Source organism: Methylobacterium sp. J-001 (assembly GCF_022829565.1).
Classification (GTDB): domain Bacteria; phylum Pseudomonadota; class Alphaproteobacteria; order Rhizobiales; family Beijerinckiaceae; genus Methylobacterium.
In genome coordinates this window covers 133,890-154,385 of the sequence record NZ_JAKSYN010000162.1, presented here as the reverse complement: position 1 = coordinate 154,385, position 20,496 = coordinate 133,890, and the positions used below count along the sequence as shown (strand labels likewise).

Sequence of the window (20,496 nt, the reverse complement as noted above, 5' to 3'; positions counted from 1 at the left end):
CGCTCCTATGGGTTGACGCCATGGGCTGGCGGTTGCGGGTCGGATGAGACGTTGTGCGCCCCTGCAGGTCTGGCGGAAACCGATGAGGCATCGGCCGCATGGCCGACTGTTCGATGGGAGCTGGCCATCTGGTCGGCCATCAGCACGGTCAGCGCTGCCAGCATGAGACCGGTGCCGCCAATCACCCCGCAGAACATCGGCATGCCGGGACCACCGTGCTGACCGTTTTGACTGGAATGCCGCTCTGCCACTTGGAAACCTCGCTGATCCACAGGTGCGGATCCGAGGGGGCAACAGGTGCTCTACTCAATAGGTCCGTCCCTGTGGCGCCATGGCTCGCAGGTCGATCCGGATCGCGCATCTACAGATGCGGTCCGGATGCTTTTGACGGCCCCGAGCAGGGGGGATCCACCAGCAGCCGTGCACGTCTCAAGCAGCTGGTCTGCCCTCGGCGGGTTTGATCCTGCGAGGCGGGGCCCCAGGTTCCGTCTCGGACGAGCCACGGCTGACGGTCATGTGCCACTCGCCGCTCGCCCTAATATAAGCTGGAGGAAACCACATGGCAGCGCATAGCTTCGACCAGAGCAACATCACGTGGCGCACACTCGACTGGCTCGATCACATCGCCTTCTTCGTTTACAAGGTCGATGAGGAGAACCGCATTGTCGACGTGCTTTTCAAGTTCGCTGCCAACCAGCGGGTGATGCTGCACCGGCATCATTGCCCCTACGTCACCTTGGTTATGCACGGTGAGCTGCGGTTCTACCGTCCGGACGGTACATTGAAGGAAATTCGGCCCACCGGCAGCTTCGTCTCAGGCCCCGCCCATGGCGAGCCTCACGAAGAGGGCGCCGGCGATCAGGACGCGATCGTCTTCTTCAGCAATCGCAACATCGACGATGCGCTCTATGAGTTCCTCGACGCGCACGGGAACACGACCCAGGTGCTCGGAATCGCCGACTTCAAGGCGCAGCTCGAGGCACAGATCGCGGACGGGACAGCTGCGAAGGTCGCTGGTCGCCCCGCCTGATCGAACGTAGCCCCGCAGTTCTTCCGCTGCGGGGCCGGTGCATCCGAAATCACATGCCGGAGCGGCGCATGTGATGCCGCCGGTGGCGGGTCATGTGTCGCCGTCCCATCATTCCGGTCTGACCACCCATCCGCTTCTGAGACGAGCTCTTCACGCTGCCGGGGTTGTTCATGTTGCCTTCGGCGCTGCCGCCGCCGGCGGGCGTCTGGGCCAGTGCCGCCCCGGTGACGGCGAACGTCAGCACAGCAGCGAGAGCAAGTGTCTTCATCGACATGGCGTTTTCCTTCAGACGGATCGATTCGGTCCGTCTTGGGCTGAACATCACCACGTTCGATATTGTTCAGGCCCTCAACAGATTTGAGGTTATAAATCCTGATGCTGTCGCACGCAGTGCCAGGATCAGCGCTCCGGGCCAGAACACGAATCTGAGGACGGCGATCGGCCCGATGGGGCGGCCCTTTCCCCCATACGATCGCGGCCGGCGGGGACAGCGCGGAGATCGCCATCGCGAGGCGCGCCCAGACCTCAGCGTCTGATAGGTCCATGCGCGATTGGTAAAGGCCTCCCGTCGCTACGCCTTCTTCATGCCCGGCGGCACGGGGCCGCCACCCTGTCGATCCGCCATCCGCACCGCTTCGTCTGCCCGAGAGATTTCTGCGTGGGACAAGCTCAAAGCCCGCCCCGAACACGCAAAACGCATCGACGACAGGAACTTGAACACGATCTTGAGCGTAGAGGTCCGATTTCCCGGGATTATATCGCGATGTTTCGGCCTGCTTTGCTCGCCTTTACCTGTGTTATGGTTGTGCCGGCCACGGCCGAACCGGCGCGGTCGGTTGTCGGAGTCCAGTCGGCGCCTCTCATCGATCCTGTGACGCTCAAGGTGAACGAAGCGGCAGCCAGACGCATGGATGCCGCGAGCAAAGCTCGGGACGTCGCCTGGGACGCGAAGATCCATCGGACGATGTCAGGGGTCTGCCGCGGCTGCTGAACGGTTGAACGTAGGGCCGGGCGACCCAACGGCCTGCAAACGGTCGCCAGCCGCGCAGGCTACCAGCTTCGGGTTGCAGGCCGTATCCAGACTGCGCCGAATGTCGAAGCGTCCGGAACCTGCCTACTCGATCACCTCGACGATGCGACGCGTCCGCGGTTCGACGAGGACGGGGTGGTCGTTGACAATGGTGTAGTTGTAGTTCGGCAGAGCGAACTCGGACGGCACGTCGTAGTAGACGACGCCGTCCTCCGGCAGCACCGTTCCGACCCGCACCGATCCCGCGTAGGCGAACGATGGCCGTCGCTCGCCGATCACGTAGATGCGGAAGCGCTCGCGCCGGTCGATGCCGAGCATGCTGTTGGCGGTCCCCACGGCCGCTCCGATTGCCTCGCCGACCACGGCGCCGAGCGGTCCCGCGATGGCCTCGCCCCGCTCCCGGCCATCCTGCGCACCGCGTGCCAAGCCCTGTGCATGAGCCGGCGTCACGGCGCCGAGCATCAGCACCACCGGAAGAGAGATCCAAAGTCGCATGGCGTCCTCAGCAAGCAGCAGGAAGGGTTACGAGAATCAGCGGCACCAGGGAGCGGCTCCACACCACCGGATTGGTGCCTGATTGATGGATCCTGTGGTCACCGGATCGCCCGTTGCCGGACGCGCCAGCGCGCCCTCCACCGGCCGGTTGGCCTTCGCCAGCATCACGGCCGAGAAGCAACAGAGCGCGAGGGCTGCGACCCAGAGGGCGCCTCTCACGGTTCGGATCGTTCGTCTGGACATATCCGAGACGCTGACCGCCCTCGGTTAGCGAACTCTTGCACGGCGCGTGATGCGTTCGTGCGGATCCTCGCGGAGGAAGCCGCAGACACGCGATCATCGAAGGCCGGGGGCAGCCTCTGCGGCATCCTGCTGTTTCAGCCGTGCCGTCCCCGATGAGGCTTCAGGGGCGGCCTGCGTGGAAACCGGCTGTTCCTTACGCAGCCCGCGCCAGATCCCCCTCGATCGCGGCGAGAGCCAGTTCCAAGGCCGCGAAGCAGACCGGATCGAATGCCTTGTCTAGATCCGCTCGCAGAATGCCGAGGGCTTTCTCGAGCGGCATCGCCTTCCGGTACGGCCTGTCCGCGGTGAGCGCGTCGAACACGTCGGCAACCGAGACGATGCGCGTCTCCAGAGCAATCTCCTGCGCCTTTAGGCCACGCGGATAGCCCGCGCCGTCGAGGCGCTCGTGATGAGCGCCACCAATCCCCGCCAGATCGTGGAAAGCCGGGACTCGCTTCAGGATCGTCTCGGACAGGAGCGCGTGGGCTCGCATATCCCGCCACTCGTCCTCGTCGAGCTTGCCGTTCTTGTCGAGGATCGTGTTCGAGACGCCGAGCTTGCCGATGTCGTGCAGGAGCGCCGCGCGCCGAAGCCAGCGACGACGGTGTGGGTCGAGGCCGAGCTCCGCCGCGATCATGTCCGCGTAGACCGCGACACGCTCGGAATGGCCGGAGGTGAACGGGCTCTTCGCATCGATCACCTGAGCGAATGCGCGGGCGATATCGTCGAGGTATTCCTCGTCGATCACGATGAAGTTCTGTGCCGGCTCCAATGCCGAGACTGCACTGGTCACCCTCTCCTCGGAGCCGAGGATCGTCCAGAACTCCGACGTGTCCGCGGCCCGCTCGAAGCAGGTTACCGCGTGCGGGTCGAACCATGTGCCCGACCGGCTTCTAACCTCGGCCAGCGCCGCAGCGGGACCGGCCGCGGTGTGGAACACGTCCGCCACCTGCGCGAGCAGAGCGATGCGGGCGTAGAGCGGAATCGCCGGCCCGCCGAGCTGATCCGGACGCCCCTTGCCGTTCCAGTGCTCGTCCAACGCGTGGATGGCCGCGCACACGGCCGGCGGGAAGCGCAGGCGGGCTGCGATCTCGGCGCCGCGCTGGCAGCGGGTCTGGATCAGATCATCGACGATCGTACCGCCGTTCTGGAGGATGTTCAGCACGGCCTTGAAGCGTTCGGCCAAGCCTGCCTTCAATCCGGTATGCGAGAATACGAAGCCCAGAACCTTCGGCAAGCTGTCGCTCACCGTTTTGAAGTCGCGCTTGAACCCGATGTCGTCGGATAGATAGAGCTCGCAGATCCGGGCGGCATTGCTGGAGCAGCCCAGGTCCTTGAGCATGATGGTATAGTAGAGTTCCCACAACTCGCGGGTGGGGAGCCCCATGGCGCGCCCGACATGCATTCCGATGAAGGTCGCCCGGACGCAATGGCCGGCCGGTTGTCCCTCGGTCAGGTCGAGGGCATGGCTCAACGCCGCCAGGATGTCCGATAGTCGAACGTCGCTGCGAGATGCCGTTTCAAGGCTGCTTGCGTCATGGACCATTCTGACTGTCCTCAATCAGGGCATGACGGGGGTTATATCGTAGGCGTTAATATCCGCTGTTCAGGCCTGAATTAGCCGGCAAGACCACGGCGGTCTTGCGTATTAGGCGGACTGCTCTGGTGGTGCCGACGTCCTGTCGCCCGCTTTCAGGTTCGCAGGCATGGGTCTGGGGAGCGCCGCGCGAGCGTGACTGTCCGTGCACCCCGCCCGGTGCCGCCGCGCGTCCAGTACGACAGGCCGCGCGAACCGCCGGAAGAACCGTACGGTCTGCGGACAGGCGAGCGCCCAGCCGCGTCGGTGGACCCGGGGCGCGGGCCGGGTGGGGAGCACCGGCGGCGTCCATCGCGCCCTCCGACGACCCCCCCCAAGCATCGTCATGCGCCCGGCCTGCAGGATGTCGAGGCTTGCCGTAGTGGTCACCGCGATGAGGTGGCCCCGCTTACCCCAGCGCGGGGCTCCATCGCGATCACCGTCGCCGCTCTGATCGGAAGAGGTCGCCGCGCTCATGCTGGAGCGCAATGGTCCGCCCTTCGATCAGTTGCGCAGCGGCTTCGCGCCAATCTGCAGCCGATAGATCGTCGTGGGGAATTTCACCGCCGATGCCTCGCCGCCGTTCATCGCCGGCGTGCGGTTCATCTGCGCTGCCGGGATCCACAAGCCGCCCTGCTCGTCGATCCACATCGCGTCGACCCAGATCAAGCGCGGATCCTCTACAAGCGTGCTCATGCTCCCGTCCGGGGCGATCTTGAGGATACGCAACCCGTCCGTGTCGCTCGCGTAGATCGTGCCGTCCGCGTCGATCGCCGTCCCACCCGTCGCGACCGTGGCGGCGAACAACTTCACGTGCTTCGCCCGCTCGGCATCGCTCAGTCCGGCATCGTCCAGATAACGTGTCTCGATGCTGTAGAGGGGACCTGTGCAGGCTTGGTAGTAGAACGTCTTGCCGTCGGGGGAGACTTCGAGCTGATCGGCGTGGATGAACAGGAGCTTGCCCTTGTCGTCCCGCAAGGTGCGGCCCTGGCCGGTGAGCGGACGCTGCGCGATGGTCGACCAGTGCCCGTCGAGCGCGCGCCGCAAGGCTCCCGTGTCGAGATCGAGCACGATCAGCCCGGGCTGACCGGCATCCGTCAGGTAGACGTTGCGGCCGTTGAACCGGAAATCGTCGATGAAGCTCCGATCGGTGGTCGCCGCCTGCAGCGGGTAGACCCGGCGCACAGCGTTGGTCGCGAGGTCGATCTGCACGAGTTTGGGGCCGCCTGCGAGGGGCGCCTCGCCCATGCCGGGTGCCCCCTTGTCGACCACCCACAGGTCGCCGTCGGGGCCGATGCGGATGGCGTTGACGGCCACGAAGGCCTTGGCCGGGTCGTCGCCCTGCTTCCACGCGTTCCACGCCTCGTCCGGGAACGCGACGGGCTTGCCGTCGCGCCACTCGCCGAGCTCGATGCCCTTGCCCTTCGTCTGGCGCTGGAATGGCGAGAACGAGCGGCCATCCTTCGCCTTCGTGACGCCGTTGAAGACCAAGCTCTCCGACTGGAGCATCGGCTGGAGCGCGTCGGGACCGGCCTGAGTGTCCGCAGCGTGGCTGGGCGACGATAGGCACCCGACGAGCAGGAGGGCGAAGATCGAACGGCGGGTCATGCGCATTCACGCCTGTTGCGGGTGCAGAAAATCCTGCGGCAAGGCTTGAAGCGCCACCGGCGTTCCCAGGCGACAGCTGAAAAGAGCAGCGGCCCATACCCGCACCGGCCGGGCAGCCGTATCATCCCGGTGTGTGACGCCGGGGCGGGCCGAGGCACCGGCGGGCGTCTGTCGCAACCAGTAGGCCGGCGGTCGAGGCGCTCCGGGTTTGGCGAAGCAGACGTTGCGTTGCGTGGCCGGTACGCCGGCGAGATCGCAGTCCAATTCGGCCGAGCTACTGCAGGCGAACGGGACCGACCATCAATCCCAGGCGAAGGGCCGGCGCCATGAGTTTACCGCTCGTGATCAAGTTGCCGTCGACCTGCCAGTGCTCGAATTCGGCATCGGGCTCGACCCTATGGCCGCTGGCACGAAGCGCCTCGACGGCCTCAACAACCCGATCGCAGCTCTCGGCCATCCCTCCACCGGCATGACGTCGCGGCGGTGCTCGATCTGGATCAGGTCGTGATCTTCAGGGGGGTAAGGCGGCTCCGAGGGGCGCCATCGGCCGGTAGCGGACCGGCTCGGTCATCGAAAATGGTGGAGACGACAGGGATCGAACCTGTGACCTTTCCCATGTCAAGGGAATGCACTACCGCTGTGCTACGTCTCCGTTTCGAACTTCTCAGGTTCAGTGAACCTGAGGCCGCCGAAATAGCTTCACCGGATCAGCGACTTATCGGGAGGAACCTCTACCCTGTCAAGGTAGTGCCCGCCCGCTGAGATACGCACCCGGGCCGGTGCCGTGTCAGCACCGGTGGGCCGGGCCTATAGCCGGTGCTTGGCGGGGGCGCAAGCGGAAGGTTGGCCGTCGCGGGCCGGAAACCGCGATGGTGCACGCGGGGAAGAAAATGCGCTATGGGCCTGCCGGCCGGTATTCGGCCGGGCCGCCGAGGCGGTTCTGGCATTCCGCCGCCTCAAGCTTCGGGACATGCGCTACTTCATCGATCACGATCACGGCGACTCGATCCGCGGCTGGATCGTCCCGGACAATCCCCTCGCCATCAGCCGGGTGATGGTCTCCGTCGGCGGCCAGCGTGTGGCTGAGATCCCGGCCAGCGTCATCGACGAGGCGTTCAAGCGCAACGGCTGGCACGCCACCGGGCAATGCACCTTCGTGGTGACATCGGCCGAGGTGCCGGGCCTGCCCGATATCCCGCGGCTCGAACTCTACGATGCCGACACCAACGTTCTGGTCTATCGCCGCATGCCCCCGGACGGGCTGGTGCGGCTGCGGACCATGCTGATCAACACCGGGATCGAGCCCGAGACCGCCCTCCAGGCGGCGCTCTTCCCGCATTTCCAGCACTGCTATTTCGGCATCCACAAGCTGCCGGACGAGATCCTGACCTGCGTCCTGACCGGGCCGGCCGCCCCCTCGGCCTTTCTGTCGGGGGCGGTGACGATCCCGCGCTATGAGAACTTCATGACGCCGGACTTGATGATCACCGCGATCCTGGTGCAGGACCCCTACATCGAGCTGGCGACCCGCATGCTCTGGCTGAAGGCCCGGGCCGGCGACGCCCTCGACCCCATGTGGGGTTGGCGCCTGGGGCCGCTCGCCGAGGCCGCGTCCTTCTCGGGCGACTACGACTTCACCGACGTGAAGAGCCTCAAGCGCTATTTCCGCATGCTGCCGGAGCCGGCCTACCGGCTGCTCTACAACCCGCTGACCCGGCAGCTCGGCACCCGCATGCCGGAGGATCGCCTGCATCCGGGCAATTCCATTGCCGCTATCGAGATCCTCGCCCGGGTCGGCATCGTCGGCCACAAGACCCGGTACCACGCCTTCGCGTCGACCCTGTTCGACCACCTGGGCATCCACGCCCCCGTGCCTGTCCCGCCGCCGGTCCCGGTTGAGACCCAGGCGCTGGCCGAGCGCCTGCGGACGGTCAAGGCGGTGGAGGAGATGCTGGTGTTCGACGTTGCCATGTCGGATGCGGTGAAGGACTCGATCGACAAGAGCTGGAGCTGATCGTGCGGTCGAGCGAGACCGGGGCGCCCGAGCCGCGCCTTCCGCCGGCGCACCTGACCGGCGCCGGGCGCAAGCGCCGCCCCCTGCCGGTGCGGGCGGCGGCGGACGGCATGCGGATCGAGCTCCCGGGGCTCGCGGGCCGCTGGCTCGAGATCACCCTGTCCAACGACCCGACGGAAGGGCTGGACACGGTTCCGAGTATGGCCTTCGTCGGCCCGGAGGGCCGTCCAGGACCGCTGCTGCCCCAGGAAGCCTCAGGCGGCGGCGCCTTCACGTGGATCGGCCGCCTCCCCGAGGACGTCATGGCGCTGCGGGTGGCCGATCCCGCCGGACGGATCCCGGCTCGACTGCGACGGGTCACCGTGCGCCGCCTCTCCCGGCCGTTCCTCGTGCCGCGCGCCCTGCCCCGCGAGCCTGCGCTCGCCCTGCAGGCGCTATACTGGAGGATCCTCGGCAAGAAGGTGCGGGCGCGGGGCCTCCTTGGCCGGGCGCTGGCCTATCGCCGGGTTACCGGATACGAGGCCTGGATCCGCGCCCACGGCTACCGCCGGGCCGAGCGGGCCGGGATCGCCGCCGAGATCGCCGCCTGGGCCAACCCGCCTCTGATCTCGGTCCTGATGCCGGTGCACGACCCGGATCCGAAGGTCCTCCAGGCCGCCCTCGCCTCCCTACGGGCGCAGCTCTACCCGCATTGGGAGCTGTGCGTCGTCGACGACGCCTCGACCCAGCCCGCGATCCCGAAGATCCTCCAGCGCGCCGCCGAGGCCGACCCGCGCATCCGCCTGCATGCCCGGTCCGAGAACGGCCACATCGCCCGGGCCACCAACGACGCGCTGGGCCTCGCCCGCGGCGACGTCTGCGCCTTCATGGACCACGACGACGTGCTCACCGAGGATGCCCTCTACGAGGTCGCCCGGGCGCTCCGCCTCGATCCGGCGCTGGTGCTGATCTACAGCGATGAGGACAAGATCGACGGGCGCGGCCGGCGGTTCGACCCGCATTTCAAGCCGGGTTTCGATCGCGAATTGCTCTACGCGCAAAACTACATCAACCACCTCACCGTGGTGCGGACCGAGGCCCTGCGCGCCGTCGGCGGCCTGCGCCCGGGCTTCGAGGGCAGCCAGGACCACGACCTGCTGCTGCGCCTGACCGACGGGCTCGACCCGTCCCGCATCCGCCACATCCCCCGGGTGCTCTATCACTGGCGTGCCGCGCAGGGCTCCGGGACCTTCTCGGACCGGTCCCTGGCCAAGGCCGAAGCGGCGCGCCTGCGCGCCCTCGACGAGGTCGTGGCCCCCTGGGGCGGTCGGGCCGAGCGCGGACCCTCGGGCTTCAACCGCCTGGTTCGGCCGCTTCCGCAGCCGGCCCCCCGGGTCTCGGCGATCATCCCGACCCGGGACCGCGCCGAGATCCTGTCGGTCACCCTCGACGGATTGCTGACCGGCACCGACTATCCCGACATCGAGGTGGTGATCGTCGACAACGACAGCCGCGAGCCCGAGACCGCGGCGCTGTTCGCCCGGTATCGGGACGATCCGCGGGTGCGCGTCGTGCCCGTCCCCGGGGCCTTCAACTTCTCGGACCTGTCGAATCGCGGTGCAGCCGCTGCTGCCGGCCAGGTTCTGCTGTTCCTCAACAACGACGTCGAGGTGCTGGAGCCCGGTTGGCTCGGGGAACTGGTCCGGCATGCGGTGCGGCCGGAGATCGGCGCCGTCGGGGCGAAATTGCTCTACCCGGACCGGACGATCCAGCACGGCGGCATCGTGCTGGGAATCGGCGGCGTCGCCGGGCACAGCCATCTCGGCGTGCCGGACGCGGATCCTGGGTATTTCTGCCGCATGGTCATCGCCCATGAGGTCTCCGCGGTCACGGGGGCCTGCCTCGCCATGCGTGCCGACGTGTTCGAGGCGGTCGGCGGTTTCGACGCCGAGGCTCTGAAGGTCGCCTTCAACGACGTGGATCTGTGCCTGAAGATCCGCCGGGCCGGCTACCGCATCGTCTGGACGCCGTTCGCGAAATTGATTCACCACGAGTCCAAGAGCCGCGGGGCCGAGGACACGCCGGAGAAGCGCAAGCGCTTCGAGGGCGAGGTGCTCACCATGCTCGATCGCTGGGGACCGGAACTGCGGGCCGACCCCTACTACAACATCAACCTGTCACGGAACTCGGCGCATTACCGGGTCTAGGACGGCGCACCGGACCAGCCACGCGGGCCGGATTTCATCCCTGTCGGCGCGCCGCTCCCCCCGGGGTGGCATGCATGCGTCAGTGGGTGAACTTGCGTCGGAAGCCGGTTGCGATACCTCTGGACATGCCGCATGAGGCGGTTCCGGCCATGGTGCCCGAACGGGCGCGCGGCGAGGGCGGCAGTCAACCATGAGTGCGAACACCCCAATGGCCTCGGCCACGACTTTAGAGCGCGATGCTCAGCAGGCGATGGGAGACCACAAGGTCCACCCGAACGAGATCGCCATCGGCGTGGTCATCGGCCGCGCGTCCGAATACTTCGACTTCTTCGTGTTCGGCATCGCTTGCGTGCTGGTCTTCCCGAAGGTGTTCTTTCCGTTCGTCGATCCGCTGACCGGGACACTGTACGCGTTCTCGATCTTCGCGCTGGCCTTCATCGCCCGGCCGATCGGCTCGGTGATCTTCATGGCGATCGACCGCCGGCACGGACGCAGCGTCAAGCTCACCATCGCGCTGTTCCTGCTCGGTGCCGCGACCGCAGCGGTGAGCTTCCTGCCGCGCTACGACAGCATCGGGATTTCGTCGGTCTACATCCTGGCGGTGCTACGGGTGCTGCAGGGGCTGGCGCTCGGCGGCGCCTGGGACGGGCTCGCCTCCCTGCTCGCCATGAACGCCCCCCGGGAGCGCCGCGGCTGGTACGCGATGATCCCGCAGCTCGGCGCGCCCCTGGGCTTCATGGTCGCCAGCGCCCTGTTCGCGTTCTTCCTGGTCAACCTCGACGAGGCCGACTTCATCGATTGGGGCTGGCGGTTCCCGTTCTACTGCGCCTTCACCATCAACGTCGTCGCCCTGTTCGCCCGGCTGCGTCTGGTCGCCACCGAGGAGTTCGCCCGGATGATGGACCTCGACCGGCTGCGGCCGGTCCCGGCGCTGGAGCTGTTCCGGCACCATGCGGGCGACGTGATCCGCGGCGCCTTCGTGCCGCTCGCCGCCTTCGCGCTGTTCCATCTGGTGACGATCTTCCCGATCGCCTGGCTGGCGCTCAACAACACCCATCGCTCGCCCGGCGAGTTCCTGATCGTCCAGTTCTCGGGGGCCATCGTCTGCGCCGGCGCCATCGCGGCCTCCGGGTTGATCGCCGACCAGATCGGCCGCCGCAACTGCCTGATCATGAGTGCCTCGCTGATCGCCTTCTTCGCGCTCGGCAGCATCATCGCACCGCTCCTGTTCGGCGAGAGCGCGATCGGCCAGACGATCTACGTCACGATCGGCTTCATGCTGCTCGGCCTCGCCTACGGCCAGACCGCCGGTGCGGTGACGGCCCGGCTCGGCAACCACTATCGCTACACCGGCGCCGCGCTGACCTCCGACTTCGCCTGGCTGGTCGGTGCCGGCTTCGCGCCGCTGGTGGCTCTGTTCCTGTCGCAGCGCTACGGCCTGGCTATGGTCGGGGTCTATCTCCTGTCGGGCGCGGCCTGCACCCTTGCGGCCTTGTTCCTCGACCGGTCGGAAATGCGCCAGATGTAGTCGGCCGCCGCGCGGCGAAGGCTGCGCGGTCACCCTCCAGAATCTGCCGGGACTGCCGCGTCTTGCGCGGCACGGCAGGGACGCCGCGTCTGCGGCTTGGGATAAAGAGACGAGTGCTGTGACCTCTTCGACCCCTCTTCCGGACAGGATCGCGCCCGCCCCACGCCGGGCCGGCCTCGCGCGGCGGCTCGTGCCGCTTCTCGCCCTGCCGCCGGTCCTGGCGCTGCTGGGCGGCTGCAACCTCGTGGTCATGAGCCCGGCCGGCTACGTCGCCGAGCAGCAGCGCAACCTGGTGCTCGCTGCCACCGGGCTGATGCTCCTGATCATCATCCCGGTGATCTTCTTCACCCTGTTCTTCGCCTGGCGCTACCGCGCCACCAACGAGGACGCGGTCTACGATCCCGAATGGCACCACTCGACCCAGCTCGAGGTGCTGATCTGGACGGCGCCGCTCATGATCATCATCGCGCTGGGCGCGCTGACCTGGATCGGGACCCACACCCTCGATCCGTTCCGGCCGCTCAGCAAGATCGACGCGAAGCGCGACGTCCCGGCCGGCGTCGAGCCGCTCCAGGTCGAGGTGGTCGCCATGGATTGGAAGTGGCTGTTCCTCTACCCGCAATACGGGATCGCCTCGGTCAACGAGCTCGCCGCCCCAGTGGACCGGCCGATCCAGTTCAAGATCACCGCCACCGACGTGATGAACACGTTCTACATCCCGACGCTGGCCGGCATGGTCTACGCGATGCCGGGCATGCAGACCCAGCTCCACGCGGTGATCAACCGCGAGGGCGCTTATGAGGGCCGCTCGGCGCATTACAGCGGCGCCGGCTTCTCGAACATGTTCTTCAAGTTCAACGGCGTGACCAACGAGGCCTTCGACCAGTGGGTCGCCAAGACCAAGGCGCAGGGCGGCGAGCTGACCCAGGACGCCTATCTGGAGTTGGAAAAGCCGAGCGAGTCCGAGCCGGCGCGGTTCTACAAGTCCTACGCGAAGGGCCTGTTCGATCGGATCATCGGCATGTGCCCGCGGCCGGAGCAGATGTGCGTCGGCGAGATGGTGAAGATCGACGCCCGGGGCGGTGCTTCAGGACAGGAGGCCGAGGCGAATTACGACCGGCTCCAGTATGACAACCGCATGGCCGATCGCGGCAACGAAGCCCCCGGCGCGACCGGGCCGGCATCCGGGACCGGTCCGCACGGGCAGACGCAGCCGCAGGGCATGAAGCCCAGGCCCGATATGGGCAATCCGGACTCGCGCGGTCAGGGCGAAACCGCGCTGCCCGGGCAGGAGAAAGCGCCCGAGATCAAGGCGCCTGACAGCCAGGGCCAGAAAGAGGGCGGGCAGATCGCGCCCAAGCAGCTCAACCAGTAAGAACGCTCGCGTGAACGCGGGCCCCACACCCAAAACCCGGCGGTCGCCGTCGAACCCATTGAACGGGCCGATCCCATGTTCGCAAACTTGGACCTACAACAGTTGATCTTCGGTCGATTTACGATCGAGCAGATCCCGTATCACGAGCCGATTCTGCAGGCGACCTTCGCCGGCGTGGCCGTGGTCGGCCTCGCCGTCCTCGGCGTGATCACGTATTTCCGCTTCTGGGGGCCGCTGTGGCGTGACTGGGTCACGTCCATCGACCACAAGAAGATCGGTATCATGTACTGCATCTTCGCGCTGATCATGCTGCTGCGTGGCTTCGCCGACGCCTTGCTGATGCGCTCGCAACAGGCGGTGGCGTTCGGTTCGGAGCAGGGCTTCCTGCCGCCGCACCACTACGACCAGATCTTCACCGCCCACGGCATGATCATGATCTTCTTCGTGGCGATGCCGTTCGTCACGGGGCTCATGAACTTCGCGGTGCCGCTGCAGATCGGCGCCCGCGACGTGGCGTTCCCGTTCCTGAACAACTTCAGCTTCTGGATGACGGTGTCGGGCGGCATCCTGGTGATGGTCTCGCTCTTCGTCGGCGAGTTCTCGCGCGCCACCTGGCTCGCCTACCCGCCGCTCTCCGGGGCCGCGATGAGCCCCGGCGTCGGCGTCGACTACTACATCTGGGCGCTGCAGATCGCCGGCATCGGGACGCTGCTGTCGGGCATCAACCTGATCGCGACCATCGTGAAGATGCGCGCGCCGGGCATGACCATGATGAAGCTGCCGATCTTCGTCTGGTCGTCGCTGTGCACCAACATCCTGATCGTGGCCGCCTTCCCGATCCTGACGGCGGTTCTCGCAATGCTGTCGCTGGACCGTTACGTCGGCACGCACTTCTTCACCAACGACCTTGGCGGCAACGCCATGCTGTACTTCAACCTGATCTGGATCTGGGGTCACCCGGAGGTCTACATCCTGATCCTGCCGGCCTTCGGGGTGTTCTCCGAGATCACCTCGACCTTCTGCGGCAAGCGGTTGTTCGGCTACACCTCGATGGTCTACGCGCTGGTGGTGATCACCATCCTCGCCTACCTGGTGTGGTTGCACCACTTCTTCACCATGGGCTCGGGCGCCGACGTGAACTCGTTCTTCGGGATCACGACGATGATCATCTCGATCCCGACGGGCGCGAAGATCTTCAACTGGATGTTCACGATGTACCGCGGCCGGATCCGGTTCGAGGTGCCGATGATGTGGGTGGTGGCGTTCATCGTCACCTTCGTGATCGGCGGCATGACCGGCGTCCTGCTGGCGGTGCCCCCGGCCGACTTCGTCCTTCACAACTCGCTGTTCCTGATCGCGCACTTCCACAACGTGATCATCGGCGGCGTGCTGTTCGGCATGTTCGCCGGCGTGACCTTCTGGTTCCCCAAGGCCTTCGGGTTCAAGCTCGATGAGTTCTGGGGGAAGATGGCCCTCGTGTTCTGGGTGAGCGGGTTCTACGTCGCCTTCATGCCGCTCTACGTGCTCGGCCTGATGGGCGTGACCCGGCGCATGCAGCACTTCGACGACCCGTCGCTGCAGATCTGGTTCGTCATCGCGGCCTGCGGCGCGGGGCTCATCGCCTTGGGTATCGCCTCGCAGATCGTGATGTTCGTGGTCTCGATCCGCAACCGCGAGAAGCTGCGCGACCTGACCGGCGACCCGTGGGGCGGCCGGACCCTGGAATGGTCCACCTCCTCGCCGCCGCCGGACTACAACTTCGCCTTCACCCCAGTGGTCCACGATTCGGACGCGTGGTGGGACATGAAGAACCGCGGCTTCGCCCGGCCCATGACCGGCTACAAGCCGATCCATATGCCGAAGAATACCGCGTCCGGCGCCATCCTGGCAGGTCTGAACTTCACCTTCGGCCTGGCCATGGTCTGGTACGTCTGGTGGCTGGCGGCGCTCAGCTTCGTGGCGATCATCGTCGTCGCGATCCTCCACACCTTCAACTACAATCGCGACTTCTACATTCCCGCCGACACGGTCAGTCGGACGGAAGGGCAGCGGTCGCGCGAACTGGAAATGGCGTGATTCGATGATGCACGCAGAGACTGCACCCCCCGGCGCTGCGGCGCCGGTCTTCTACCAGACCGACGAGGAGGGCCATCATTCCGAGGGCTCGACGATGCTCGGGTTCTGGCTCTACCTGATGAGCGATTGCCTCATCTTCGCGACCCTATTCGCGACCTACGGGGTGCTCGGCCGCAGCTACGCGGCCGGGCCCACCCCCAAGGACCTGTTCGACCTGTCGGGCATCGCGGTGAACACCGCCATGCTGCTGTTCTCGTCCATTACCTACGGCTTCGCCATGCTGGAGATGGACCGGGACCGGATCAAGCAGACCCAGATCTGGCTCGCGATCACCGGCCTGTTCGGCGTGGCCTTCGTGGCCCTGGAGATCCGGGAATTCGTCCACCTGTTCCATGAGGGCGCCCCGCCCTGGCGCAGCGCCTTCCTGTCGTCGTTCTACACCCTGGTGGCGACGCACGGCCTGCACGTCTCGGTGGGCATCCTCTGGCTGGTCGTGCTCCTGGTGCAGCTGCGCAAGCACGGCCTCATCGTCGAGAACAAGCGCCGGCTGATGTGCCTGTCGATGTTCTGGCACTTCCTCGATCTGATCTGGATCGGGGTCTTCACCGTCGTCTACCTGATGGGAGTGCTCGAATGAGCGCCGACGCGCACCACCTCACCGGTCACGGTGAGGGCACGCATGACCCGCACGCCCACAGCGAGGGCGGGCACGGCTCCTTCAGCAGCTACATCACCGGCTTCGCCCTGTCGGTGATCCTGACGGTGATCCCGTTCTGGCTGGTGATGGGCAACGTGCTCGACAACAGCCTCGTCACCAGCCTGGTGATCCTGGCCCTGGGCGGCGTGCAGATGGTCGTGCACATCATCTACTTCCTGCACATGAACACCAAGTCGGAGGGCGGCTGGACCTTCCTGGCGCTGATCTTCACCATCATGGTGGTGGTGATCATGCTCGCCGGCTCGGTGTGGGTGATGTACCACCTCAACCACAACATGATGCCGATGGATGCCCACGACGTCATGAACAACGCCCGCTGAGCGCGCGTCCGGCGATGAGGCCCGCGGGGTCGGGAGGGGGGGCTGAGCCGGGCTCGGCCCCCTCCCCGGCCCCGCTGTCGTTGTTGCGGCGCGTCGTGTTCGGCGTCGCCATGGGCCTCGTGTTCGTCGTCCTGCTGGGGCTCGGGACCTGGCAGGTCCAGCGCCGGACCTGGAAGCTCGATCTGATCGCCCGGGTCGATGCCCGCGTCCACGCGCCGGCCGTGCCAGCCCCCGGCCCCGCCGCGTGGCCGCAGGTCGGCTCTGAGGACGCCTACAGGCACGTGTCGCTCTCGGGCGTCTTCCTCCATGACCGGGAGACGTTGGTGCAGGCCGTGACCGAGCGGGGCGCCGGCTTCTGGGTGCTGACACCCCTGCGCCGGCCCGACGGCAGCCTGGTGCTGGTCAATCGCGGCTTCGTGCCGAGCGCGAACCGGGATCCTGCGACCCGGCAGGCCGGGCAGGTGGCGGGCGAGACACGCGTGACGGGCCTCCTGCGACTGACCGAGCCGGGCGGCGCGTTCCTGCGGTCGAACGACCCGAAGGACGGGCGCTGGTACTCGCGCGACGTGGCCGCCATCGCGGCGGCACGGGGCCTCACCGACGTCGCTCCCTATTTCGTCGACGCCGACGCCGCGCCCAATCCCGGCGGCCTGCCGGTGGGCGGGCTCACGGTGATCGCCTTCCCGAACAGCCACCTGATCTACGCCCTGACCTGGTACGGAATGGCGCTGATGCTGGCGGGCGCGGTGATCTACATCCTCCGCGGCCGTCGGACGTCTAGACCTGTGGGGGAGTAGCCCGGTTTCCGGGGGCGTCTATAATGAGGTGACAAACGCCATAACGAGTCACCGCCATGACCACCCGCATTCCGAACTTCGCCGAGATTCCTTGGGTCGGCGAGCCGCTTGCGGTGGCAGCGCCGGTTTTGCCTGAGCCTTGGATGACGCCGGAGGGCATTCCGGTGAAGGGCCGGTACGGGCCCGAGGATCGCGAGGGCATCGAGTTCCTCGATACCTATCCGGGCATCGCGCCGTTCCTGCGCGGCCCCTACCCGACCATGTATGTCACCCAGCCCTGGACGATTCGGCAATATGCCGGCTTCTCCACGGCCGAGGATTCGAACGCCTTCTACCGGCGCAACCTCGCGGCCGGGCAGAAGGGCCTCTCGGTGGCCTTCGATCTCGCCACCCACCGCGGCTACGATTCCGACCATCCCCGCGTCTCCGGCGATGTCGGCATGGCCGGCGTGGCGATCGACTCGATCTACGACATGCGGACGCTGTTCTCCGGCATCCCGCTCGACGAGATGACCGTGTCGATGACGATGAACGGCGCGGTGCTGCCGATCCTCGCCCTTTACATCGTCGCCGCGGAAGAACAGGGCGTGCCGCCGCAAAAGCTCGCCGGCACGATCCAGAACGACATCCTCAAGGAGTTCATGGTCCGCAACACCTACATCTATCCCCCCAAGGGATCGATGCGGATCATCTCGGACATCTTCGCGTATACGTCGCAGAACATGCCGAAGTTCAACTCGATCTCGATCTCCGGCTACCACATGCAGGAGGCCGGGGCGACGAACGACTTGGAGCTTGCCTACACGCTGGCGGACGGCGTCGAGTACATCAAGGCGGGGCTGGCCGCCGGCCTGACCATCGACCAGTTCGCCCCACGCCTGTCGTTCTTCTGGGCGATCTCGACCAACTTCTTCATGGAGATCGCCAAGATGCGGGCCGCGCGCCTGATCTGGGCCAAGCTCGTGAAGGGGTTCGATCCGAAATCGGAAAAATCCCTGGCCCTGCGCACCCACTCGCAGACCTCGGGCTGGTCGCTCACCGCCCAGGACGTGTTCAACAACGTCACCCGCACCAATATCGAGGCGATGGCGGCGACGCAGGGCGGCACGCAATCCCTGCACACCAATGCCCTCGACGAGGCGCTGGCGCTCCCCACCGACTTCTCGGCCCGGATCGCCCGCAACACCCAGCTGTTCCTGCAGCAGGAAAGCGGCACTAGCCGGATCGTCGACCCGTGGGGCGGCTCCTACTACGTGGAGAAGCTCACCGCCGATATCGTGGCGCGGGCCTGGGAGCATATCCGCGAGGTCGACCAGCTTGGCGGCATGGCCAAGGCGATCGAGGCCGGCATCCCCAAGCTGCGGATCGAGGAGGCCGCCGCCCGGGCCCAGGCCCGGATCGATTCCGGCCGGCAGACGATCGTGGGCATCAACAAGTTCAAGGCCGACGACGACATGGCCATCGACCTCCTGCGGGTCGACAACGGCAATGTCCGCCGCCTCCAGATCGACAAGCTCAAGCGCCTGCGCTCCGAGCGCGACGAGGCCGCCGTCACGGCCCGGCTCGAGGCGCTCACCAAGGCCGCCGACACGAACGAGAACCTGCTGGCGCTGGCGGTCGACGCGGCCCGGGCCAAGGCGACCGTGGGTGAGATTTCCGAGGCCCTGGAGAAGGCCTGGGGCCGGCACCGCGCCGAGATCCGCTCGATCTCCGGCGTCTACAAGCGCGAGGTGGGGGGCATGTCGCCAGTGGTCGAGGAAGTCCGGGTCCTGGTGGAAGCGTTCGAGGAGAATGACGGCCGCCGGCCGCGCATCCTGGTCGCCAAGATGGGCCAGGACGGGCACGACCGCGGCCAGAAGGTCATCGCCTCGGCGTTCGCCGACCTTGGCTTCGACGTGGATATCGGGCCGCTCTTCGCCACCCCGGCCGAGGCGGCCCGGCAGGCGGTGGAGAACGACGTGCACATCGTCGGCGTCTCCTCGCTGGCGGCCGGGCACCTCACCCTGGTGCCGGAGCTGAAGGCGGCGCTCACCGAGCAGGGCCGCGACGACGTGATGATCGCCATTGGCGGCGTGATCCCGCCGGGCGACTACGACGCCCTGGTGGCGGCCGGTGCCTCGGCGATCTTCCCGCCCGGCACGGTGATCGCCGAGGCCGCGGTCAAGCTCATCCGTGCGCTGAACGAGCGGCTGGGCTACGCGGCGCGCCAGGCGGCGGAGTAGGGTCGGGTCCCGTCTCCCCGATCGCGGGGAGACGGGAGGACACTCAGTTCAACGCCTGCGGGTCGGCCTCCGTGAGGAAGGCCGCCACCGCGTGGAGGAACTGCATGCGGTTCTTCTCCATCATCACCGTATGGGTGCCCTCCCCGAGCTCGATGAAGCGCTTGTAGGGGGCGTGGGTGAGCTGGGTGAAGTATTCCTGCGCCTGGTAGCTCGGCAGGTCCGCATCCCACTCGGCGTGGATGAGCAGCACGGGCACGCGGATGTCGCCCGGATCGTAGAGCGGCTTGCCCGCCGCCCAGTAGGCGTCCTTGTCGGCCACGGTGCCGTTCGGCGCACGCAGCACCGGCGGCGATTGCCGGGCACCGACCGGGTCGCTGGCGAAGGTCGCGTCGGCCCATTGGTCGAACCAGCCGGGCGGGATCAGGTCGGCCTGCTTGTCCTCGGGCACCCCGGTGAGCCAGCGCACCTTGGCGCTGTCCCGGCTGACGCTGCGATAGGCGCCCAACGGCCCGGGACCGCCGCTCATCAGGGCCGGCGTGCGCGCCAGCCATTGCGGCGCGTACAGGACCAGCCGGTTGACCCGTTCGTTATGGGTGCTGGTGTAGAGCCCCATGGTCGAGGTTCCCCAGGACCAGCCCATCAGGTCGATCTTGTCGACGCTGCGCCGCTTCAGGATGAAGTCGACGACCTGTCCCACCACCTTGGCCGCGTCCGGCGTGCGCATGAACGGCGTGTTGTCGGCGGCCGGGGCGCTCATCGGGGCGGGGCGCCCGGATTGCCCGTAGCCCGGCAGGTCCACGAGGTAGACGTCGAACCCCTGGCCGGCGAAATAGTCCATCGCCGACATCCCACCGAGCGGCAGGTCGAAGGCCGTGGAGGCCGGGTAGGTCGAACCGTGCACGAACAGCAGGATCCGGTCGCCCGGGAACCGGTCCGTGCCGGCCGGGTGCTTGTTGCGCACGTAGATGTCGATGCCCGGCTCGCTCCACGGCAGGCGGAATTCCTCCGTCTGCAGCCGTGCCGTCGGTGCAGCCGTCGCGGCGGCGGGTGGCAGGGTGGCGGCGAGGCCCGCCGCCGCGAGCGCCCCGAACATTTGTCGCCGCGGCAATCCGGTCTCCACTTGTGTCCTGCCCAGGCGCGGGCGCGTCTGCGATGGTTCGTCCGACATGGATCCTCCCGGCCGCCTTATCTGGCAGCTCGGGCGATACAACCGTCGCGACCTGGCGGGCGCAACCGCTG

General features: G+C 67.0%; 17 protein-coding genes and 1 tRNA gene. 11 read left to right on the top strand and 7 right to left on the bottom strand.

Translation table 11 applies throughout. The features are described 5' to 3' along the window. Nucleotides 1–5: 5 nt before the first annotated feature. Nucleotides 6–203: a hypothetical protein gene (locus MKK65_RS20680; RefSeq protein WP_243960000.1), complete on the bottom strand. Its 198-nt coding sequence runs from the start codon at nt 201–203 to the stop codon at nt 6–8. Nucleotides 204–559: 356 nt separating this feature from the next. On the opposite strand from MKK65_RS20680, the gene MKK65_RS20675 reads away from it, so the two are divergent. Continuing rightward, complete coding sequence (locus tag MKK65_RS20675; RefSeq protein ID WP_243959999.1) at nt 560–1,030, top strand: regulator; 471 nt, start codon at nt 560–562, stop codon at nt 1,028–1,030. Between the two features lie 49 nt (nt 1,031–1,079). On the opposite strand, the gene MKK65_RS20670 is transcribed toward MKK65_RS20675, so the two are convergent. The 4 genes from MKK65_RS20670 to MKK65_RS20655 all read right to left on the bottom strand — a co-directional run bounded on the left by MKK65_RS20670 (nt 1,080) and on the right by MKK65_RS20655 (nt 6,021). Continuing rightward, entirely contained in the window at nt 1,080–1,358 is a 279-nt protein-coding gene (locus MKK65_RS20670) for a hypothetical protein (RefSeq protein ID WP_243960026.1), read from the bottom strand. A 786-nt stretch (nt 1,359–2,144) separates the two neighbouring features. Beyond that, nucleotides 2,145–2,555, bottom strand: a complete 411-nt coding sequence (locus MKK65_RS20665; protein WP_058190974.1) for a DUF1236 domain-containing protein — start codon at nt 2,553–2,555, stop codon at nt 2,145–2,147. 436 nt (nt 2,556–2,991) lie between these two features. After that, nucleotides 2,992–4,383, bottom strand: a complete 1,392-nt coding sequence (locus MKK65_RS20660) for an HD-GYP domain-containing protein (RefSeq protein ID WP_243959998.1) — start codon at nt 4,381–4,383, stop codon at nt 2,992–2,994. Nucleotides 4,384–4,917: 534 nt separating this feature from the next. Further along, nucleotides 4,918–6,021: an SMP-30/gluconolactonase/LRE family protein gene (locus tag MKK65_RS20655; protein ID WP_243959997.1), complete on the bottom strand. Its 1,104-nt coding sequence runs from the start codon at nt 6,019–6,021 to the stop codon at nt 4,918–4,920. Between the two features lie 208 nt (nt 6,022–6,229). On the opposite strand from MKK65_RS20655, the gene MKK65_RS20650 reads away from it, so the two are divergent. Next, complete coding sequence (locus MKK65_RS20650) at nt 6,230–6,529, top strand: hypothetical protein (RefSeq protein WP_243959996.1); 300 nt, start codon at nt 6,230–6,232, stop codon at nt 6,527–6,529. Nucleotides 6,530–6,598: 69 nt separating this feature from the next. Here the strand turns inward: MKK65_RS20650 and MKK65_RS20645 are convergent. Then, nucleotides 6,599–6,673: transfer RNA gene (locus MKK65_RS20645), tRNA-Val, on the bottom strand. A 318-nt stretch (nt 6,674–6,991) separates the two neighbouring features. On the opposite strand from MKK65_RS20645, the gene MKK65_RS20640 reads away from it, so the two are divergent. The 9 genes from MKK65_RS20640 (at nt 6,992) to scpA (ending at nt 19,257) form a co-directional block, all read left to right on the top strand. Next, entirely contained in the window at nt 6,992–8,035 is a 1,044-nt protein-coding gene (locus MKK65_RS20640) for a hypothetical protein (protein WP_243959995.1), read from the top strand. Then, on the top strand, nt 8,035–10,221 hold the full coding sequence (locus MKK65_RS20635; protein WP_243960024.1) for a glycosyltransferase family 2 protein: 2,187 nt from the start codon (nt 8,035–8,037) through the stop codon (nt 10,219–10,221). Before MKK65_RS20640 ends, MKK65_RS20635 begins: the two co-directional genes overlap by 1 nt. Nucleotides 10,222–10,411: 190 nt before the next feature. After that, on the top strand, nt 10,412–11,749 hold the full coding sequence (locus MKK65_RS20630) for an MFS transporter (RefSeq protein ID WP_058190967.1): 1,338 nt from the start codon (nt 10,412–10,414) through the stop codon (nt 11,747–11,749). Nucleotides 11,750–11,867: 118 nt separating this feature from the next. Beyond that, on the top strand, nt 11,868–13,124 hold the full coding sequence (gene cyoA / locus MKK65_RS20625) for a ubiquinol oxidase subunit II (RefSeq protein ID WP_243959994.1): 1,257 nt from the start codon (nt 11,868–11,870) through the stop codon (nt 13,122–13,124). Nucleotides 13,125–13,199: 75 nt separating this feature from the next. After that, a complete protein-coding gene (gene cyoB, locus MKK65_RS20620; RefSeq protein ID WP_058190965.1) occupies nt 13,200–15,200 on the top strand; it encodes a cytochrome o ubiquinol oxidase subunit I in 2,001 nt (666 codons plus the stop codon). Nucleotides 15,201–15,204: 4 nt separating this feature from the next. Further along, a complete protein-coding gene (gene cyoC, locus MKK65_RS20615; protein WP_058190964.1) occupies nt 15,205–15,837 on the top strand; it encodes a cytochrome o ubiquinol oxidase subunit III in 633 nt (210 codons plus the stop codon). Continuing rightward, the gene (gene cyoD, locus MKK65_RS20610) at nt 15,834–16,238 is read left to right on the top strand and encodes a cytochrome o ubiquinol oxidase subunit IV (protein WP_058190963.1); all 405 of its coding nucleotides are present in this window, start codon (nt 15,834–15,836) and stop codon (nt 16,236–16,238) included. Before cyoC ends, cyoD begins: the two co-directional genes overlap by 4 nt. A gap of 14 nt (nt 16,239–16,252) precedes the next feature. Next, on the top strand, nt 16,253–17,035 hold the full coding sequence (locus MKK65_RS20605) for an SURF1 family protein (protein WP_409565467.1): 783 nt from the start codon (nt 16,253–16,255) through the stop codon (nt 17,033–17,035). A gap of 56 nt (nt 17,036–17,091) precedes the next feature. Further along, entirely contained in the window at nt 17,092–19,257 is a 2,166-nt protein-coding gene (gene scpA / locus MKK65_RS20600; RefSeq protein WP_243959992.1) for a methylmalonyl-CoA mutase, read from the top strand. Between the two features lie 43 nt (nt 19,258–19,300). Here the strand turns inward: scpA and MKK65_RS20595 are convergent, their stop codons facing one another. Beyond that, on the bottom strand, nt 19,301–20,425 hold the full coding sequence (locus tag MKK65_RS20595) for an alpha/beta hydrolase (RefSeq protein WP_243959991.1): 1,125 nt from the start codon (nt 20,423–20,425) through the stop codon (nt 19,301–19,303). Nucleotides 20,426–20,496 lie beyond the last annotated feature (71 nt).

Excerpts from the sequence above, each read along its gene's own strand:
- MKK65_RS20680 (WP_243960000.1), bottom strand. The coding sequence starts at position 203 with ATGCCGATGTTCTGCGGGGTGATTGGCGGCACCGGTCTCATGCTGGCA.
- MKK65_RS20675 (WP_243959999.1), top strand. The coding sequence starts at position 560 with ATGGCAGCGCATAGCTTCGACCAGAGCAACATCACGTGGCGCACACTC.
- MKK65_RS20665 (WP_058190974.1), bottom strand. The coding sequence starts at position 2,555 with ATGCGACTTTGGATCTCTCTTCCGGTGGTGCTGATGCTCGGCGCCGTG.
- MKK65_RS20660 (WP_243959998.1), bottom strand. The coding sequence starts at position 4,383 with ATGGTCCATGACGCAAGCAGCCTTGAAACGGCATCTCGCAGCGACGTT.
- MKK65_RS20655 (WP_243959997.1), bottom strand. The coding sequence starts at position 6,021 with ATGACCCGCCGTTCGATCTTCGCCCTCCTGCTCGTCGGGTGCCTATCG.
- MKK65_RS20640 (WP_243959995.1), top strand. The coding sequence starts at position 6,992 with ATGCGCTACTTCATCGATCACGATCACGGCGACTCGATCCGCGGCTGG.
- MKK65_RS20630 (WP_058190967.1), top strand. The coding sequence starts at position 10,412 with ATGAGTGCGAACACCCCAATGGCCTCGGCCACGACTTTAGAGCGCGAT.
- cyoB (WP_058190965.1), top strand. The coding sequence starts at position 13,200 with ATGTTCGCAAACTTGGACCTACAACAGTTGATCTTCGGTCGATTTACG.
- cyoC (WP_058190964.1), top strand. The coding sequence starts at position 15,205 with ATGATGCACGCAGAGACTGCACCCCCCGGCGCTGCGGCGCCGGTCTTC.
- cyoD (WP_058190963.1), top strand. The coding sequence starts at position 15,834 with ATGAGCGCCGACGCGCACCACCTCACCGGTCACGGTGAGGGCACGCAT.
- MKK65_RS20605 (WP_409565467.1), top strand. The coding sequence starts at position 16,253 with ATGAGGCCCGCGGGGTCGGGAGGGGGGGCTGAGCCGGGCTCGGCCCCC.
- scpA (WP_243959992.1), top strand. The coding sequence starts at position 17,092 with ATGACCACCCGCATTCCGAACTTCGCCGAGATTCCTTGGGTCGGCGAG.
- MKK65_RS20595 (WP_243959991.1), bottom strand. The coding sequence starts at position 20,425 with ATGTCGGACGAACCATCGCAGACGCGCCCGCGCCTGGGCAGGACACAA.